Origin of the sequence: Mesoplasma corruscae (assembly GCF_002930145.1) — a bacterium.
GTDB classification, from domain to species: domain Bacteria; phylum Bacillota_I; class Bacilli_A; order Mycoplasmatales; family Mycoplasmataceae; genus Entomoplasma; species Entomoplasma ellychniae.
Genome location: NZ_PHNF01000001.1, coordinates 441,697 through 459,810, shown reverse-complemented (window position 1 = coordinate 459,810; position 18,114 = coordinate 441,697). Strand labels below are relative to the sequence as shown.

14 protein-coding genes are annotated in these 18,114 nt (G+C 26.2%); 4 read left to right on the top strand and 10 right to left on the bottom strand.

From position 1 onward, the window contains the following. Positions 1-19: 19 nt before the first annotated feature. The 8 genes from rpsB to MCORR_RS02070 all read right to left on the bottom strand — a co-directional run bounded on the left by rpsB (position 20) and on the right by MCORR_RS02070 (position 9,349). On the bottom strand, positions 20-829 hold the full coding sequence (gene rpsB, locus MCORR_RS02105) for a 30S ribosomal protein S2 (RefSeq protein ID WP_104207938.1): 810 nt from the start codon (positions 827-829) through the stop codon (positions 20-22). Positions 830-1,054: 225 nt separating this feature from the next. Beyond that, positions 1,055-3,103 (bottom strand): hypothetical protein, encoded by a 2,049-nt coding sequence (locus tag MCORR_RS02100; RefSeq protein ID WP_104207937.1) that lies wholly within the window; start codon positions 3,101-3,103, stop codon positions 1,055-1,057. Positions 3,104-3,115: 12 nt separating this feature from the next. Beyond that, on the bottom strand, positions 3,116-4,024 hold the full coding sequence (locus tag MCORR_RS02095; RefSeq protein ID WP_104207936.1) for a pseudouridine synthase: 909 nt from the start codon (positions 4,022-4,024) through the stop codon (positions 3,116-3,118). Then, positions 4,024-5,016, bottom strand: coding sequence for a CPBP family intramembrane glutamic endopeptidase (locus MCORR_RS02090; protein WP_104207935.1), 993 nt, complete (start codon positions 5,014-5,016; stop codon positions 4,024-4,026). Before MCORR_RS02090 ends, MCORR_RS02095 begins: the two co-directional genes overlap by 1 nt. A gap of 60 nt (positions 5,017-5,076) precedes the next feature. Beyond that, positions 5,077-5,346, bottom strand: a complete 270-nt coding sequence (locus tag MCORR_RS02085; RefSeq protein ID WP_104205783.1) for an HPr family phosphocarrier protein — start codon at positions 5,344-5,346, stop codon at positions 5,077-5,079. A gap of 77 nt (positions 5,347-5,423) precedes the next feature. Next, positions 5,424-7,586: an ATP-dependent helicase gene (locus MCORR_RS02080; RefSeq protein WP_181021204.1), complete on the bottom strand. Its 2,163-nt coding sequence runs from the start codon at positions 7,584-7,586 to the stop codon at positions 5,424-5,426. A gap of 2 nt (positions 7,587-7,588) precedes the next feature. After that, positions 7,589-8,389 carry an RDD family protein gene (locus MCORR_RS02075; protein ID WP_104207934.1) on the bottom strand — a complete coding sequence of 267 codons (801 nt, stop codon included), beginning with the start codon at positions 8,387-8,389 and terminating at the stop codon, positions 7,589-7,591. A gap of 3 nt (positions 8,390-8,392) precedes the next feature. After that, positions 8,393-9,349 carry a glycosyltransferase gene (locus tag MCORR_RS02070; RefSeq protein WP_104207933.1) on the bottom strand — a complete coding sequence of 319 codons (957 nt, stop codon included), beginning with the start codon at positions 9,347-9,349 and terminating at the stop codon, positions 8,393-8,395. 124 nt (positions 9,350-9,473) lie between these two features. Here MCORR_RS02070 and def point away from each other — a divergent pair, with 124 nt between their 5' ends. The 4 genes from def (at position 9,474) to MCORR_RS02050 (ending at position 13,725) form a co-directional block, all read left to right on the top strand. Beyond that, positions 9,474-10,076, top strand: coding sequence for a peptide deformylase (gene def, locus MCORR_RS02065; RefSeq protein ID WP_104207932.1), 603 nt, complete (start codon positions 9,474-9,476; stop codon positions 10,074-10,076). A gap of 158 nt (positions 10,077-10,234) precedes the next feature. Then, the gene (locus tag MCORR_RS02060; RefSeq protein ID WP_104205787.1) at positions 10,235-12,013 is read left to right on the top strand and encodes a ribonuclease J; all 1,779 of its coding nucleotides are present in this window, start codon (positions 10,235-10,237) and stop codon (positions 12,011-12,013) included. Positions 12,014-12,085: 72 nt separating this feature from the next. Then, a complete protein-coding gene (locus tag MCORR_RS02055) occupies positions 12,086-12,991 on the top strand; it encodes a hypothetical protein (protein ID WP_104207931.1) in 906 nt (301 codons plus the stop codon). A gap of 65 nt (positions 12,992-13,056) precedes the next feature. Then, entirely contained in the window at positions 13,057-13,725 is a 669-nt protein-coding gene (locus MCORR_RS02050) for an ECF transporter S component (RefSeq protein ID WP_104207930.1), read from the top strand. 915 nt (positions 13,726-14,640) lie between these two features. On the opposite strand, the gene MCORR_RS02045 is transcribed toward MCORR_RS02050, so the two are convergent. Together MCORR_RS02045 and MCORR_RS02040 are read right to left on the bottom strand one after the other, a co-directional pair. Next, a complete protein-coding gene (locus tag MCORR_RS02045; RefSeq protein WP_104207929.1) occupies positions 14,641-16,545 on the bottom strand; it encodes a M13 family metallopeptidase in 1,905 nt (634 codons plus the stop codon). Positions 16,546-16,815: 270 nt separating this feature from the next. Further along, positions 16,816-18,030 carry a phosphoglycerate kinase gene (locus MCORR_RS02040; RefSeq protein WP_104207928.1) on the bottom strand — a complete coding sequence of 405 codons (1,215 nt, stop codon included), beginning with the start codon at positions 18,028-18,030 and terminating at the stop codon, positions 16,816-16,818. Positions 18,031-18,114 lie beyond the last annotated feature (84 nt).

Genomic DNA, 18,114 nt, shown 5'->3' with positions numbered 1-18,114 from the left:
ATTGCTATCTCCTTTGATATTAATTTTTTTGTGTTTCAGATGTTCTTGGTTTAAATTCTCTTTTGAATGGAGGTTTTTCACCATTTAAAAAGTCTGGTTTTTCACGTTTAACCATAATTGTTTTTAGAACAGATTCAGGCATATTTAATTTTGCACCTTCTGCATATGCATCAACTAATGCATTAACAATTACGTTTACTGATTCTGATAAATCATCATTACCAGGAATTGCTAAACTTACAGCATCTGGATCAACATTTGTATCACATAGTGCAATTACAGGTATTTTTAATTTCATAGCTTCTTTAACAGCTATTTCATCACTTTTAGGATCAATAACCACCATAACAGCAGGTAATTGACGCATTTGTTTAATTCCACCTAAAGATTTTTCTAATTTAGCTTTTTCTTTTAGAACTAAAATTTGTTCTTTTTTAGTTCTTAAAGCTAATTGCCCATTTTTTTCTTCTTCTTCAATTTTTCATAAAGCTTTAATTCTTATTAAAATTGTTTTTAAGTTTGTTAAAGTCCCACCCAATCATCTTTGGTTGACGTAAAAGTTTCCAGATCTTAAAGCTGCTTCTTTAACTGCTAATTTAGCAGATTTTCTAGTACCTACAAATAAAACTTTATCCCCTTTAGCACCAACTCTACTTAAAAGTTTTTGAGCTGATTCTAACTGAATCATAGTTTTTTCTAAATCAATAATATGATTTTTGGATTTTGATGAATAAATGTAAGGTGCCATTTTTGGATTTCATCTTTGTGTTTGGTGACCATATTGTACACCAGCAGCAGACAACTGCTCTCTTGTTATTTGTTTATCCATATATTTTTTTTATCTCCTTTTTATATATTTGTTAAACTTCCAAATGATTCGAACACATACCACCTTTTTTATTAAAAATTAAGGCACTAGGCTTGTGAATTCTCAAATGTGATTGAATTTATTTAAAATTAAAAACTTAAGAATAAAGATTCAACTATTTTTATTATACCAAAATTTGTTTTTAACATTGATAAACAAAAAACAAAAAAACAAGACTTGCTTGTTTTAACTTTGATTTTTTTTCTTATTAGAAGATTTTACAGTGTAAATTTTTGGATTATTTTGAAACTGATATTTTGAATTAGAATGAGATATTTCCTCATCTAATTCAAATACATTTTTGGCATTTTGAACTTTCAAGTTATTATAAAGTTCGTTAATAAACTCTTCATTTGACTTACTTTGTTGTTGGTAGTCCAAACCTACTTGTGCAAATCTTTTTAATTTTAATGAAACTTTTTGTTTTTCTAAAAGTTTTTTAACAATTGGGATATTTAAAATAATTGATATACCTGTTTTTGGTTTAAATAATATGGGTAACAAAAAACACAATGGTAAACTCATAAATGTAACTATTGAAAACATTGCAATAAGAGTTTTTACAGAAATTGGTTCTATTTTAACGACCTTATCAACTATTGTAATATCAACCTTAGCAACTTTGTCCAACCCAGTGTACATAAATACAATAACTATAGTCATTGGTGTCAACATAAAAATCAAATTGGTAGTAACTCCTTTTATTCCTGAGTTATAAGTTACATATTTTCATGTGTAGAATCATAAAGTAAAATATATAATTCCTGAAAAAAATAATTTCATAATATAAAAACCAGTTATAACTTTTATCATTCATTGATCATTTGAGGTATCTATGATTGATGTTAAAGTAATAAGATATAGCAATAAAATTGTTAAAGAAACATATATAAAAACAATGATATTAGTAGCTTTAACAATTCTGTTTGCAGTCCCTTTTGCTTCAATTAGCATAAACTGACCTTGAATAATAATAATAGCACTAGTTGATGCTGCAAATAAAATAGAAAATAATTTATTGCTAAAAATAAACTTTAGTGCATTAGCCTCAGCAACAGTTGCAAATGTTTCGTTTGTTAAAACATTACCATAAAGTCCTGATGACAGAAATTGAGTCGACAAAGCCATTACTATGAAATTAAAAGCAGCAATAATATAAGTATACATTTCATAATTAACATAATTTTTTCATGAAAGTCTTCCTTCTTTTAGAATGACTAATAAAAAGTATTCTCTAAATGAAGTAATAAAAGTCAACATCATTAATCTAATATTCAAAGCTATAATCATATATATTGACATCATAGATGAAACTTTCAGACCTGATGATCCCAAAATTATGAATAAAATAAAAATGTCGAAGTTCATAAGCACATTTAAAGTAATTGATGAGAAAAACATTTTATTTGAATTTCTCATTAACTTATAATCATTAAAATCTGAATAAAACTTAATTCATTTGTACTTTTTAAGAACATAAAATCTTATTAAAAAGCCTCTTATGAAAGGATATGCCAGCATTGGTAAAAAAGCTATGACAGGAGCAATATAAATAGATTTGATATCATTTCCTAAAGGGTTATAGGTTAAATTCAACATGATTAATATACTCATGTAAACAATAATGTCTGTAAATAAAATAATAGTTCTTCTTAAATAATTTTGCTTATCAGCTTCTAAAATATTTTCATAAATACCAAAAATAGCTGAAGATATAACTTGTCGAAAACCAAAGAACAAACAAATAAAACCTAATTGTCATACATGCACAAAGTTTCCGTTTGATGTCTCAATATTTCACATAGGCTTACCATCAGCTTCAATTGTTGAAGATAAAGCTATAAACAATGGGTAAGCTATTGAAATTATTAATACTAAAAATAAATTTTTTCACATTTTAGTTTTATATTGTCTTTTTGAAGTGGAATAAACTTCATTTGCAGAAATTCAATCTTTTTCTAAAATTGGTTTAGCCATTAAAACAACAGTGGTTATACCAAGAGCACCTTCACTTGTTCCTCCAGCAATAGATAGTGCTATAGAAACTCTTATGAACCCATTAAATTGTGTACCAAACGCACCTAAAATCCAATAAATCATTAAGATTTGCAAAAAAGCATTTGTAATTGTAACTATCAAACCAACACCAGCACTAAAAATGCTAGATCTAGCAGATGTTTTTGAACCATTCAGAATTTCGGTGCTAAAAACTTGTTCTTGATGTAGTTCTTCCATAACATTACCTTTCTATCAAGCAGGTGTAATTTCTATAATCTTACCATTTAGATATTCTAATTCATTTATCATATTTTGAAAAACTAATTTGCATGAATACAAATAAATCATTTTTCTATCATTAACAATCGTTCCTGAATATCTTGTGTCATTCAAAATAGGAGCTTGATAATATTCTAAAGTTGCCCTAATTTGATGTTTTTTACCTGTAAAAATTTGCACTTCTAATTCAGTTGTTTCATTAATAACATCTAAACTAACCACATTAAATACAGACTTACATTTTTTAAATCCAAATTCTTCGTTTTCAGTGTAAACAGATTTTTTTAAAACTGGATTGTATTCAATTCAACCATCAGCAATTAATGTTTCTGTCACTGGTATATCAATTTTACATCTATAATATTTTTCAATCATATCTTTTTCTTGAATAGCTTGAGTTAGCAAAGAATGCGCTGTTTTGTTTTTAGCATAGATAATCAAACCAGCAGTTAATTTATCCAATCTATGTACATGACTAATTACAAAAGAATTTTCTTGACTTGGGTTATATTCATTTTTATCAATTAAATAGCTTTTAACAATATCATCTAAACTAGTAGCTACTGGTGAGTGAACTTCAAGATTAAATGGTTTTTCTACTATCAAAATATTTTGATCTTCAAAAATTACATTTAGGTTATAATTTGTTAACTTAATAAATGTATCTCTTTTAGTTGGCTTATTATTATCATATACAGTAATTTCATCATTTTCTTGAATCAAATAACTTTTTAACTTAACTCTTTTATCATTAATCTTAATGTCTCCAACTCTTAATCATTTATAAATTACTGATAATGGAGTATCTTTGTATTTCTTTTTTAAAAATTTAAAGATCGTTTGATTTTTATCATTTTGATTCGCTTTAAATTTGTTCATTATGATATTAGCCTCGCTACTATTAAAATAAAACTTATAAAATTGCTTAATGCATGAATTAGTCAAGTATAAGTAACATTGCCTTTTGTGTAAATAAAAGTTGCTGATAAAACAATTCCTGGTAAAAGATAAATCCAAATATTTTGTATATCTCCATCATTAAAAACATGAATCATTGCAAAACATAACGAAGATACAACAAAACCAAATCATTTATTACCACAAGCAGTAAAGATTCCATCCCTAATAACTATTTCTTCCACAAATGGTGCTATCACAACAGTGAAAGCAAACAATAAAATTAAATAAAATACCACAACTATTTTAGACGAATTATGCAACAAATTTTCTAAACTTTCTTGATTAGATGTTTTTTGAGTTATTAACAAAGTTGAAAGCATTGAAATTATCAACATTAGTCATCCAATGACAAAAGTTAAAAATAATAACTCTTTTTTATTTTTTTGTAAAGTTTTTTTTATTCTAAGTTTTAAATTGATGGCTTTTTTTAACATTAAATAAGCAATCCCAACTTCTACAACACCTTGAATTATCAATGATGAAAATCCAGTCAATATTTCATTATTACTAATTAAGTTTATAATCGAAATAATGATAATAACTATAGCAAAAGGCAATATTATAAAAGCAAACACCCCAAATATACTTGTTTTTAAAAACAACTGATTATCTCTTTTGTAAAGTATGTAAGCTCCAATAGTAGCACTTAATATTTGTGAACTAAGTAATAAAACACTTCTCAAAGCTACAATAGAATTATTTTTTTCATCAGTATTGTATGCGTTTGGTTTCAAGATAAGACTGATTAATAAAAGCAAGAAAAAAGGAATAATTAAAACAAAAGTGGTGAAAATAACACCTTCTACTTTTGGTCTATAGATGTTGAATTTAAATTCTAAATTTGAATCAATATTGCTTTCAAACTTTAAGGTTTTATCCATATTTTTAAAATAATTTTTTATTGACTTCATAAACCCCTTTCTAAATATAAAAAAATTGCTTTTTTTAAACAGCAATTTTTTTATTATTGATTAACCAGCAATTAAACCAGCATTAATCATAACTTGTTTAACACCATCTGCAGCGGCTTGCTCATCTTCTCCAGTAAATACAACAGTAATTTCATCATTGTTTTTAATTTGCATTGATAGTACATTCATTATTGATTTTAAATTACCTTCTTTATCACGACAAATGATTTTTCCATCAGATTTGTATTTTGAAACTTCAGCTATTATCATTTGTGATGGTCTTGCGTGAACACCCACTTTATCAATTATAATTGCTTTAAATTGTGTCATTGTTATTTTATTCTCCTATTATTCTTAATATTTATATTATAACAAATCAAATACTTTTTTTAATAAATATTAATGTCTTATTTTTTTGTTATAGCAGCATCGCTTGCACTAATGGGCATAATACCAAAATCTGAAGAAAAAGCTACTTTCATTTTTCCTTGATTTTCTTCTATAACAACACCATCACCAAAAATCATGTGTTCTATAATGTCACCTTTTGAAAATTTGCTTGCAACACTATCATTTAAATTGCTAGAATTATAATTTTTACTTTTAATAAAAGGGTTTAATTTATTTTGAAACTTGCCTTCAAAAGTATACATGTCTTCATCCAACTCTCTTACAAATTTTGAAGGCAATAATTCTGATTGTGAAATAAATGAAAAATCACCTTTAACATAAGTTATAAATAATCTTTCTTTTGCTCTTGTTAGAGCAACATATAAAGCTCTTCTTTCTTCTTCAATTTCTTTTTGAGAATTTGAAGAAAGTCTACCTGGGAAAATATCTTGATTTAAACCTACAATAAAAACAACTTTATTTTCTAAACCTTTTGCAGAGTGAACTGTTAATAAAGTAACTTTATTAACTTCTAGCTCATCTATTTCTGAGTTTAACAACGACTCTTCTTGTAAATATGAAACTATTTTATCTGTGTTCTCATAATCTTTAGGATCATAAATTTTGTCAAAGTTTTCTAATTGATCATACAATGCATCTATGTAATCAATATCTTCATTTTTATTAGTATCTTTCAATTTTTTAATATATCCAATTTCTACTAACATATATTGCAAACTAGCTCTTATACTGTTTTCTTGTTTAAAAATTTCAATTCCTTTAATTAAAGTTGATTTTATTATTGGTAAATGTTTAGAAATGTTTTCTAACAATGCTACATCTTCTTTTAAAATTAGATCACTCAAACTAATACCCATTGATTCTGCTAAAGATTTAACTTTCTCAATAGTTACATCCCCAATTTTAGGAATACTTTTTAACACTCTTTCAATTGATGCTGTATCTCCTGTTGATATTGCTCTTAAAAATGCGTTGGCATCTTTAATAACTTTTCTATCTCTAAATCTCATACCACCAATTAATTGAAAAGGAATTCTATTATTATAAAGTTCTTTTTCAAACTCTTGAGATCAAGCATTCATTCTATAGAGAATATAAAAATCTTGAAAATTATAACCTTCATCTTTTATTAGTTGTTTAATTTTTTGAGCAACAAATTCAGCTTCATTTTGTTTAGAGGTGCACTCTTTTAAAACAGGCAACTCACCATTCCCATTTTTTGTAAATATTTCTTTTGCTTCACGATTTTTATTATTATTAATAAAATCATTAGAAAGGTCTAATATATTTTGTGTAGATCTATAGTTTTGATCTAATGTAATACTTACACCATTTGGAAAAGTTTTATTAAAGTTTAAAATGATGTCAACTTTAGCTCCACGCCAAGAATAAATCGTTTGATCAGGGTCACCAACAACAGTTAAATTATTTTTGTTTTGAGTAATAAACTTGATTAAATCAAATTGTAAATCGTTAGTGTCTTGAAATTCATCAACCATAACATAGTCATATCTATCTTTTCATTTTTGTAAAATTACAGGATGATTATTAAATAATTTGTATGTTAATATTTGTAAATCATTAAAATCAATTGACTTCATTTCTTTTAAATGTTCTTGATATTTACCATATATTTCAGCTATTGCTCTTTCAGTTGTGCTGTAGCACTCATCCATAGCTTCGTATGGTTCAAGTAAATCATTTTTTCAATTAGCTATTCTGTAAATGATTTTTCTTTCCATATTTTTTCTTAAATTAATGTTTTCTGAAAAAAATTCTTTGATTATGCTCTTAATAATTAAAATTTGATCATATTGATCAATTATTAGAAAGTTTTTTGGTAAGTCTATATTTTCATTTTCTTCTCTTAAAACTCTTGAACATCAAGCGTGAAAAGTTGATATTTGCGGTGCATAATTCATATCTGGAATTAATTTTTTAACACGTTCTTTCATTTCATTGGCGGCTTTGTTGGTAAAGGTTACAGCCAATATTTTTCATGGGGCTACTTGTTTTTCCAAAATTAAATAAGCAATTTTACTTGTTATAACTTTTGTTTTACCACTACCTGCACCAGCAATTATTCTTAAAGGGTTATTAATTGTAGTAACTGCAAGCTTTTGTTTATCATTTAGCTCATTTAATAAATTTTCTATCATTACTACTCCTTTGTATCAATTTCTTTATTTTTCTCTTTTGTTTTTTGTTTTTCACTTTTTAATTTATTTTTATCAACAGACAATGATATTGATTCATTTTCTTTAAAAATGTCACCTAAGTTTTCTTTTTTTAAAAAACCCGGTGTTTCTTTTAAAGTTATCTCAAATTTTTTTTCTGAAGTTGAAATGTTTGTTATTTTTTTAACTATAAATATTTTATGTTTTAAATCATAATTACATTGATGATTTTTTTGAAACTTTATGTTTATCAACAACGCTGTTACTCATACTAATAATAATAGATTATTGATAAAAAATATAATAATACCAATTCTTGTGTATAGAATGTTATTTGTTTGTCTTCCTTTACTTATCATTACTAAAAATATTAATAACAATAAATAGTAAGTAAGTCATTCACCTAATAATAAAAATATTTCTCTAAATAAAATGTTTGAAAATTTTAACTTAGAATCTTTTTTATTCTTGACTATTTTTAAACCAAAAATAATTTTTCCAAAAGTTCTACCTTTTAAAAAATATGGTAAAAAAACAAAATATGAAAAATTAATAATAACACTGATAAAAAAAGTAAATAAAAAAAGTAAAACACTTTGCTGAGAAAACTGTTTCATTATCAAACTCAATATTAAAAATATTGAAGAAGAAATTAATAAATCTAATAACCTTGCAAAAAATACTTTATATAAACTAGCAAGTTCATAATTAATATATTCATATTTTAATAAATTTTTATCAATTATTGAAACTTTGTTTTCGTTTTTAGATAATTGTGAATTCATATTTTACTTCTTAGACATTTCTTGTTTAATAAATGAATGAAGGTTTAAGATTCTTTCATTAAACTCAGGAACTAATTGTGAATCAAGATAAATATTAGTAGAAATAAACTCTTTTAATTTTCTATTTATTTTGTCTGAAACATATTTAAGTGATTTATTATAAGTTAGCTCATTATCAATTTTTTTAACTAAGTTTAAATATAAATAACATAAATTGTAATGATAAGCAAAAACTAATTCTTCTTTGTAATCTTTGTATATACCAATTCTTCTATAGTAGTTTAAAATATGAGGTCACTGGTTTGCCATATCAAAAATTGAATACTTAGGTGGTGAAGTTCTATGGTTAAACAAAACTAAATCTGATAAATAAAAAGTTTTACTGTGTGCTAGTGACATAAACAAAAATAATAAATCAAAACGAACTGATTTTTTAAACTGGATTCTAAAGTCTTTAATAAACTTAGTTCTAAAAATTTTTCCGTATATTTCTTGAGTTACATATGCAAATATAACACTATCTTTTAATGGATGGTATAGAGTATTGGTCGGCAGTAAAGGAGTGGTTACGGCTTCAATCAATTCTTTTTTTTCAAATTGAACTTCAATAATATCAAGTTTTTCTTTTTGAAAAGATGTAATTTCTTGAATTTTTTCAACAAAATTATGTTCGATTAAATCACCTTCTTTTAATAAACAAAAATAATCACCATTAACTATTTTAATTCCATTATTTCAGTTTAAACCGTTCCCTTGTCCTTTTGAATTCAAAATGATTGAAATTTTATCATTATCTAAAAATTGATCTTTAATAAAATCAATCGATTCTTTTGCCACATTGAATTCATCAATAACTATTATTAATTCATATGAATCATTTGTTTGTCTTTTTAGAGTATTAATTGTTTTAAACAATCTTTCTTCTTTAGCTTGACTTGAAATAATGAATGAAACTACCATGCTATACCTCAGATTTTTCTATTACTATATATAATTTTACACTAAAAGTTATTTTTTATGGTTTTGAGTAAACCATATTTTATTAAAATAATGATAGTATATAATTGATTTAAAAGGACTAAATATGAAAAAACCAAATTATTTATTACAAGACGAACTTCCTTCTAATTCTTGATTAACTAAAGACACAAATAAAGAAATTATTAGATGTGTAAGTAAAAAGATTGCAGATCCTGAAAACTTATCAAATGAAGAAGAAATGACTGTTAAAAGATTGATTGATTTTGTTGTTGCTTCTCAAGATGAAAATTTTAATTTCGAAGGTAAAGAAGATTATTTAAGACCAGCAGTTGGTTTAGCTGGATGTCAAATAGGAAAAAACTTAGATATTTTTTACGTTAGATTTAATCTAAAAGAAGGCAAAATAGAAGAATATGCAATGATTAATTCTACTATAATTAGCAGTTCAACAAGAATTACGTGCTTACAAGAAGGCGAAGGTTGTCTTTCTGTTGATGAAGATAAATCAGGAATTGTACCAAGATCTTGAAAAATTGTTGTAGAAGGGTATGATTGAATAACTAAAAAGTATATACAATTAACTTTGCGTGATTATAGATCAATTGTTTTTCAACATGAAATGGATCATATTAATGGCAAATTATACTATGATAAAATAAATAAAAGTGACCCTGAATATACAGAAGAAGATTGAGTCATATTGTAATGACTCTTTTTTTATGATAGTATTTTAGTAAATAAAATCTTTTTTTATTTTGTAGTATCTTACAAAATTAACTTTTAATAAAAACTTAAAAAATTTTAACAGATAAACAAATTATAAATAAAGATAATTTCATTTTTTTAAAGAAAGGATAACAAATTATGGAAAATAAAAATTTAACAACAACAAATAAAGAAGAAACATCTATAATTTCAAAAGAAGAATTTGTACCTTTTGTTTTTCAACAAAAAAAAGTATCTAGAGAATATATAAAAACTGATATACCTACAAAAGTTTTTGCACTTGGTGGATTAGAAGAGATTGGTAAAAATACTTATTGTATAGAATATGGGGATGAAATAATTATTATTGACGCTGGTGTTAAGTTTCCAGATGATTCTTTATTAGGTATAAATGCTGTTATTCCTGATTATTCTTATTTAAAAGAAAATGAAAGTAAAATTAAAGCACTTTTTATTACTCATGGTCACGAAGACCATATTGGTGGAATTCATTATTTAGTTAAGCAAGTTAAAATCCCTGTAATTTATGCTCCTGAACTGGCTGCTGCTTTAATTAGAGATAGATTAAAAGAACACAAACTAACAAACGAAACTATTGTAAAAGAATATGTTGCTGATGATGTTTGAAACACCAAAAATATTAGAGTTAGCTATGCTGCTTTAAACCATTCAATTCCTGATGCTTTTGGAATTTTAGTGGAAACACCAAATGGTAATATATTTTCAACTGGAGATTATAAATTTGATTGATCACCTCTTGGGCATTTTGTTGAATTATCAAAATTAGCTAGCATGGGTGACAAGGGTATTGAATTATTAATGGCAGATTCTACTAATGCAGAAGTAGAAGGTTATACAGTTGGAGAACGAGGAATAATTGAAAATATTGATAAATTATTTTTAAAAGCTAAAGGTAGAATTTTTATAACAACTTTTGCTTCCAATGTTCACAGAATTCAACAAATTGTTGAATTAGCTAATAAGTACAATAAAAAAGTTGTTATTTTGGGCAGATCAATTGATAGAATTATTAAAATTATTCGTCAAATGGGACATTTAAAAATTAATGATAAAATGTTTGTCAAACCAAATGATATTGACAAATATCTACTTAATGAAATTATGATTATTTCAACTGGGAGTCAAGGCGAACCAATGGCAGCGCTTTCGAGAATAGCGAATAACAGGCATCAATCTATTTCCATTATTCCTGGAGATACTATTATTTTTTCATCATCACCCATTCCTGGTAACAGAGCAGATGTTGAGACTTTGATCAACCGGTTAACCAAAATTGGCGCTAATGTAATTGAATCTTCTGCAAATAATAAAATACATACTTCAGGTCACGCTAGTCAAGAAGAACAAAAATTATTATTTACGCTATTAAGACCTCATTATTTTATGCCAATGCATGGAGAGTACAGAATGCTTAAAAAACACGTTGAAACTGCTGAATCAGTTAACCTTCAAAAAGGACACGGTTTTGTTCTAGCAAATGGTGATCAATTAGAATTACTTCAAGGTAAAGCAACTCAAGGTAAAAGAATTGATGCTGATCCAATATATGTTGATGGCAAAGATATGACTGCACATGCATCAAACATTATTCGTGAACGTGAAACTTTATCAAAAGATGGGTTAATTGCTGTAGTTGTTTCTATTGATTCAAAAACTAACAAGTTATTATGCCCACCAAGAATTATTTCTAGAGGCAGTTTTTATGTAAAAGAATCAGGTAATATAATTGCTGAATCTATTTACATTGTTAGTGAAGCAATAAATGAGGTTTTAGAATCTGATAGGCCTACATTTGGTGCTATGAAAAAAGCTATTAAGCAATCTCTTTCACCTTACATTTTTAGAACTAAAAGAAGAAATCCTTTAATAATTCCAGTTATTATTAATAAGAAATAAAAAAAATTTAAGAGGGTTTATTATTCTTTTTACAATTATAGATATAGTATAATTATAATGGAGGATTTTAAAATGAATAGAAGTAGTGCGGTCCCAAGAGGACTATTAAAGTTTTATCAATATTTAGGTACTTTCTTTAGTGCTTTAATATTAGCTGTAACTATTGTGTTAATTTCAAAATATGCAAGTAGTATGAACCCATTATTGTATGGTGGCATTATTGGTATTGAAGTTTACATGTTGTGGAAATCAATTTATTCAGCTGTAGTTATAATTAAATATATGAATAACGCAACTGATGAAGAAATTATTGCAAACAGATTTATCATGGCAGTATTAAGTATGGGAGTCGGGGGTTTTATTACACCATTCGTTCTTACACAATTGCCAAAAATAGAAACAAATTCAACAATTAACCCAAGAGTTTTTTTAGCTAAACACTTAGGTTGAACAATGTTTATTGGTTCTATATTAGCTTTAGGTGCAACTTTCTTATTTGCATTAACTAGCCCAATGAAAGGTTTATTTGTTATTGATACCACCACAATGATAGTTATTGGTATTTATGTAGTAATCTTTTTAATTGGTTTGTTAGGAATATCTTTCTTTTCAAGTAAAACAGCAAGTGAAAAAATTAGCCAGAAAAATTTCTTAGGGTTTACAATGCAAGTTATTGGTGTTATTTATACTTTAATTGCAACAATTGAAATGATTTTAATTGCTGTAATGGGTGTTATAAGATTAATTGCTGTTATTTCTGATGCTATAAGATACGCTGCAAATAGTGAGGGAATTTGAATGGTGTTTGCTATATTCATTGCTTTTGCAAGAATTACTTTTGAAATGATGTATGTATCAATGATATTCCAAATATCAGGTTCAATTATCAAAGGTATTTGAGCAAAAGATCAAGTTATAACAATCAAAAATTTCCAAAACATTGATGAAAAAGAAGCCGAATTAAACACAAAAAGATAATTTTAAAAATAGCAAATGCTATTTTTTTTATGCCTTTCCTTTATAATAAATTTTAAGGGTTAAGAATGAAATCAAAAAATAACGAATTTTATAATGTTAAAATTACCAAAGATATTGATGGCTTTAATTTAAAAGCGCGAATAAAAAATTATTTTTATTTAAGCACAAGACAAATTTCTTTGCTGTCTTTGCTTTTAGCTTTTGAAATGGTTGTTGTGTTAATATCTAAATTTACTTTGGGTTTTTGAATAATTGGAGGAGCTTATACAATTGAGCTGGCTTTTTTTCCTATTATTTTTATAGCATTAATTTTTAATTGATTTTACACATCTATAATTGCGGTTATTTCAATTTGATTTAGAACATTACTTGGGAGTGAGCCTATCGGTTTAATTTCTTTAACAATTGCAGACCTTTCTTTTTTAATTGTTTTTTGTTGCTTATTTTATACATTTAAAAAAATGTATAATTTATTACTAAGTAATAATCAAATTTTAAAGTATAGTTTTTGAATATTTATTTCTGGTGTGATAGCTAGTGTTGTTTCAAGTTTAATATCATTGGTGTGTAACTACTTATTTATATTTAATTTATACAATATGCCACCTACTCAATGGATATTATGACTAGGAGTTTTAATTACAAATATAAAATATTTATTAAATATAGCTGTTTGCTGTTATTTATTTAAAGTCTTAAGTAAGGTTTTTAAATCTTTTGACATATCGGCTTAATTTAAAAACTATATAATCATTAATAATGACATTAAAATATGCAATACAGTTAAAAAAGTAAGAACTAATATAAAAAGACAAAAAGTAAAAAATTTAAGTTTTTAATACTTTTTGTTATGATTATTGAAATAACAACTTAATATCAAGAGTTACCGTTATTTTATCTAAAATAACAACTTCAAGATTACATATCAACAACAAAAGTAAAATTTACAATTATTGGATCATTGCACTTTAATAATCAATTTTTTTGGCAAAGAAGTATGCAAAAAAATAGCGCTGTAATCATCAATAATGTTCCTGTAATTATTGCCCATTCATATTTTTACAATACTTCTGATTGTTGAATCTGATTTAATATTTAAATTTTTTCCAGTTTCTTCGAAAAGTTTAAATGTTACCTTATGTTTTTTGATTATAATTATGTAAAATTTCTGATTTGGAAAATTCTCTATATAAGTTAGTTCGCGGGGTAAACTGTATTCATAATATTCTTTAGCTCGACACTATTAACAATTTTAGTAAGGTGTTTATATAATCCACCATCAAAATCAACATTTGGAGCTGATTTTGTTTTCGGACCTTTATAAATGTTGTCGGGAATTTGTCCTAATTTACAATAATCATTTTTACCATGTAATTGAAAATAGTTAAACAACGAAATAAGAGCAATATACTCACATAAACCATAGTTTTGAATTCTGTGTAAACGAGATTGCTTTCATTTTGTAAATTAAAAAATAACTCATAATTAGGGACTAAAATTGAAAAACTAGCTATCTCTTCTTTGGTACCCAAATGAATTATTTTACTAACATCAGTGTTTGTTGTAATCGATTTTTGAACAATTATTGAGAAGGTGGTTTGAGCTAAAACAATTCAGAGTGATTAACTTAAAAATAAAAAAGTATATTTTTATCAAACTTTAATTCGTTTTGCTTTTGGTTTATACATTTTATCCCCAGGTTTGGTTTGGTATGTATCATGGAATTCATCGATGTTTACTAATGTTCCATTAATACGGCAAATTTCAGGAGAATGAGGATTAGTTAATAAAGCCGTATTACGGTGTTCGGGAGTTGAAATTTGGCAAAATACTTTAGCAAAATTTTCAAAAAATTCTTTAAACCCTTCTGGGGCTTGTTCTCGGCAAATATCTAAAGCTGCTGAAACCCCCGATAAATCACCAATATTTTCACCTAATGTTAACTTACCATTAACGTGGGTTCCGTCAAACTCATACTCATTATATTGTTCAACTAATTTTTGTGTGATTTGTTTATAAATTTTATGATCTTTTGGTTGTCATCAGTCTTTAAAATTTCCATCTTTATCAAAGCGACTACCTTGATCATCAAAACCATGACTTACTTCATGACCAATTACTGCACCAATTCCTCCAAGATTTGCTGCAAGAGATTGATGTTCATCAAAAAAAGGTTTTTGTAAAATAGCAGCTGGGAAACATATTTCATTGGCAGTTGGTGAATAATAAGCGTTTACTGTTTGAGCATACATTCCTCATTTAGTTTTATCAACCGGATCATTAATTTCAGAAATTTCCTTTTCAAAGAAATAATCTCCAATGTTACGAAGGTTTTCATATAGGCTCCCACCCTCTTCAAAGGATCTAATTTGAATTTTACTATAGTCTTCTCATTTATCAGGATACCCAATTTTAACTTTAAAAGAATCTAACTTTTCAACAGCTTTTTGTTTCGTGTCTTCACTCATTCAATCTAATTGATTAATTCTTACTTTATAAACTGCAAATAAATCTTTAACCATTTTTAAAACTAAATCTTTTGATTTAGGGGAAAAATGTCTTTTAACATACTCTTTTGAAAGAACTTCTCCAAAGACACTATTAACAAAATTTGCAGCTCTTTCTTCGCGAGGTCTTTTATCTTTAACTCCTGAAAAAACACTTCCATATTCAAATGAAGCTTCATAATAATCTAAACTTAAACTACCAGTCATAGAAGTTAAAAGATCAATTTTCATAAAGTCTTTTAAATCATCTAATGACATGGCGTTAACAATCTCTTGAATTTTAGCTACACATTTTGGTTGAGAAATAATAATTTTTCTATCACTATCAGGATTCACTCCTCATAATTCTAAAATTCCTTTTCAGTTAATAAATGAGTATTGATCACTTAATTCTTGTAGTGAAATCAAATTGTAAGTATTATCAGGATTACGAAGTTCTTCTTTAGGTAACTTAACTTTGGCAATTTGGTCTTCAACATCATAAACTAAATCAAATAAATTTTTAGTTTTAAATGGTACTTTTGATAATTCCGCAACTTTTTCAATATATTTTTTATAAGCTGATTTTACTTCTTTATGTCTAGGGTTTTTTGGATCATAATAATCACGATCTGACATCCCTAACCCCATTGAACCAACATAAAGTACTTTGGTGTTGCTATCTTTAATATCTAAAGAAATTGAAAAACTTCCAAAAAATGAAATACGTCATTTTTTTTCCATTGCAATAAAAAACTCAGTTAAATTTTCTTTAGAATCTAATTTATCAATTTGTTCAATCATTGGCATAATGGGTTGGATTCCAAATTTATTTCTTGATTCATCATTTAAAAAGTTACGATAAAGATTAACAATCTGTTGTTCTTCTAATGATAAATCATTTTTAGCTAATAATTCATCAATCAAACTTCTGATATCATCATCTGATTTCTTTCTAAGAATTTGAAAGCTACCTCATCATGCATAACCTTTAGGTAGTGATGTTTGACTAATTCATTCCCCATTGACATAATTAAAAAAATCGTCTTGTGCTCTAACTTTACTCATAAAATCTCCTTTAAAAATTTTTAAAATTTTACCACACCCCAAAAGCAAATGCTTGATTTAAATCCAAAAGATAAAATTTACACTCAAAATAACATAACTTTAATGCTTTTGTCAAAAACACAAATTTAATAATATAGATAAAATATTAAGATAAATAAAACGTCACCTAAAATTTTTTGCAGATTTGTAGCAAAAAATTAGGTGACTTTATGTAATTAATAATTTTTATAGATTTTAATTTTAGTTTATAATTTAAATTAAATAATTATTTTATTTATTTTGAATAGCTGCTATACCAACTAATTCTTTACCTTCCATATATTCAAGTGATGCTCCACCACCTGTTGATATTCAAGAAAAATCATCTTTAAATCCTAATTTAATTGCAGCTGCAGCAGAATCTCCACCGCCAATTAAAGTGAATCCACCGTCAGCTTTTCTTTTTGCTGATGCTTCACAAACTGCAACTGTTCCTGCTTTAAAGTTTTCAAATTCAGAAACTCCCATTGGACCATTTCAAACAACAGTTTTAGAATCTTTTAAAATATTTTTATAAAGTTCAATTGTTTTAGGCCCAATATCTAATCCCATCATTCCTTCAGGGATATTTTCACCAACAATAGTTGGAGTAACATCTGCATAACTTGAAGCACATGCTGAATCAACTGGCAGAATAATTTTACCATTAGCTTTTGCTAAAAATTCTTTTGCTAATTCTACTTTATCAATTTCTAATAATGAACTACCAATTTCTAAACCTTGTGCCTTATGGAAGGTATAGGTCATACCACCCCCAATTATAATTTTGTCAACCTTTGATAATAAATGATCAATAACACCAATCTTATCTGAGACTTTAGCTCCACCTAAAATAGCAACAAATGGTCTTTGTGGTGTATCAATGCCTTTACCTAACATTTTAATTTCTGATTCAACTAATAAACCTAAAGCTGATTCACCAATGTTTGAAGAAATACCAACATTCGAAGCGTGAGCTCTATGAGCAGTACCAAATGCATCATTTACAAACACATCACCAAGTGAAGCTCAATATTTGCTTAAACCAGAATCATTTTTTGATTCAAGTTTTACAACTTCACCATTTGCAACGTCTTCAAAACGAGTATTTTCAACTAAAATAATTTCTTTTTCTTTTAATTCAGAAACAGCATTCTCTAACTTAGCTCCTCTAGTTTCGTTAATAAATATGATTTTGTGTTTTAAAATTTCTTCTAATCTTTTAGCAACCGGGGCTAATGATTTACTTTTTTTATCTTCTTCAGATTTAATTCTTGAAAGATGCGAAAATAAAATAACTTTAGCATTGTTTTCAAGTAAGTATTTAATAGTAGGAATAGCTGCTTGAATTCTATTATCATCAGTTATCACGCCGTCTTTAAGTGGCACGTTAAAATCTACTCTGACTAAAACTTTCTTACTAGAAACTACTAAATCTTTTAATGTTTTTTTTGAATTATAATTCATCAAATTTTTCTCCTTTGTTTATATATTATTATTTTATCACTAACTCATTTTGGAATAAAAAAAACACTAAATAAAATTAGTGTT